A 1,943-nucleotide genomic window follows, 5' to 3' on the forward strand; every position below is an offset into this window, starting at 1 on the left:
AGGAGTTGGATGAGTCGTTGGCTGAGGGCTTCGGCGGTGTGGTGGTCGAACAGGTCGGTGGCGTATTCGAGGGTGGTGGTGATGCCGGTGGGGGTGCCGTTGGGTTGGTGGTGTTGTTGGAAGGTGAGGGTGAGGTCGAATTTGGTGGCGGGGAGGGGGATTGGTTCGTCGTGGGCTTGGAGTTGGGGGAGGTGCCATTGGCGGGTGCTGTCGTCGGCGGCGAGCATGACTTGGAAGAGGGGGTGGTGGGCGGCGGTGCGGGTGGGGTTGAGGGTTTCTACGAGGCGTTCGAAGGGGATGTGTTGGTTGGTGTAGGCGGTGAGGGTGTGTTGGCGGATGCGGTGTAGGAGTTGGGTGAAGGTGGGGTTGCCGGTGAGGTCGGTGCGTAGGACGAGGGTGTTGACGAAGAAGCCGATGAGGTGGTTGAGGGCTTCGTCGTTGCGTCCGGCGATGGGGGCGCCGATGGGGATGTCGGTGCCGGCGCCGGATCGGTGTAGGAGGGTGGCGAGGGCGCCTTGCAGGATCATGAAGGGGGTGACGTCGTGGTCGCGGGCGAGTTCGGTGATGCGGGTGTGGAGGGTGGCGTCGATGTAAGCGGTGACTTCGCCGCCGTGGTATGAGGGGTATGCGGGGCGGGGTCGGTCGAACGGTAGTTCGAGCTGGTCGGGCAGCCCTGCGAGGGCTGTTTCCCAGTACCGGACCTGCCCGGCGAGCACGCCGTCGTCGTCGCCGTCCGCACCGAAGAGTCCGCGTTGCCAGAGGGTGTAGTCGGCGTATTGGACGGGTAGTTGTTTCCAGTGGGGTGCGTGGCCGGTGGCGCGGGCTTGGTAGGCCTCTTGTAGGTCGTGTAGGAGGATGCCCATGGACCAGCCGTCGCTGGCGATGTGGTGCATGAGGAGTACGAGGACGTGTTCGTTGGTGTTGAGTTGGAAGATCCAGGCGCGGATGGGTAGTTCGTGGGCCAGGTCGAAGGTGTGCCGGGATGCCTGCTCGGTCAGGGCGGCGATGGTGGTGGGATCGGCCGGCGTCACCGTGATGTCTGGTCGGGCTGCTTCGGCGGCGATGATGTGTTGGTAGGGGTGGCCGTCGATGGCGGGGAAGGTGGTGCGGAGGCTTTCGTGGCGGGTGATGACGTCGTGTAGGGCGGTGGTGAGGGTGGTGGGGTTGAGGGGTCCGTGTAGTCGCCAGGCGAAGGGGACGTTGTAGGTGGGGCTGGGGCCTTCCATCTGGTTGAGGAACCAGAGTCGTTGCTGGGCGAAGGACAGCGGCAGTTGGTCGGGTCGTTGGTCTGCCGGGCGAAGTGGTGGGCGGGCGTGGCCGGTGTGGTCGAGGAGGCGGGCGAGTTGGGTCACGGTGGGGTTGTCGAACACGGCGCGGATGTCGAGTTCGACGCCGAGGGTTGCGCGGATGCGGCTGATGAGGCGAGTGACGAGGAGTGAGTGTCCGCCGAGGTCGAAGAAGTTGTCGTCGATGCTGATGGTGTCGATGCCGAGGATGGCGGTGAACGCGGCGCACAGGGCTGTTTCGGCGGGGGTGGAGGGTTTTCGGCCGGGTCCGGTGGTGTATTCGGGTGCGGGCAGGGCGCGGCGGTCGAGTTTGCCGTTGACCGATAGTGGGAGTGCGTCGATGGTGACGATGGCGGCGGGGACCATGTAGGTGGGCAGGGTCTGTCCGCAGGCGGTGCGGATGTCGGCCGGGTCCAGGTCGTTGCCTGGCTTGGGGATGATGTAGCCGATGAGGCGGCGGTCGCCGGGGCGGTCTTCGCGGACGATGACGACGGCGCGGTCGACGCCTGGTTGTGCGGCGAGGGCGGCTTCGATTTCGCCGAGTTCGATGCGGAATCCGCGGATTTTGACTTGGTCGTCGACTCGGCCGAGGTATTCGAGTTCGCCGTTGGGTCGCCAGCGGGCAAGGTCTCCGGTGCGGTACATCCGTTCGCCGGA

1 protein-coding gene is annotated in these 1,943 nt (G+C 65.9%); it reads right to left on the reverse strand.

Features of this window, described 5'->3' with window-relative positions; all coding sequences use genetic code 11:
- Positions 1–1,931: condensation domain-containing protein (locus ACFT41_RS32185; RefSeq protein ID WP_377614110.1), on the reverse strand; the 1,931-nt coding region annotated here is incomplete at its 3' end.
- Between the last annotated feature and the right edge of the window lie 12 nt (positions 1,932–1,943).

The organism is Micromonospora sp. NPDC057141, assembly GCF_042670805.1.
Taxonomy (GTDB): domain Bacteria; phylum Actinomycetota; class Actinomycetes; order Mycobacteriales; family Micromonosporaceae; genus Micromonospora.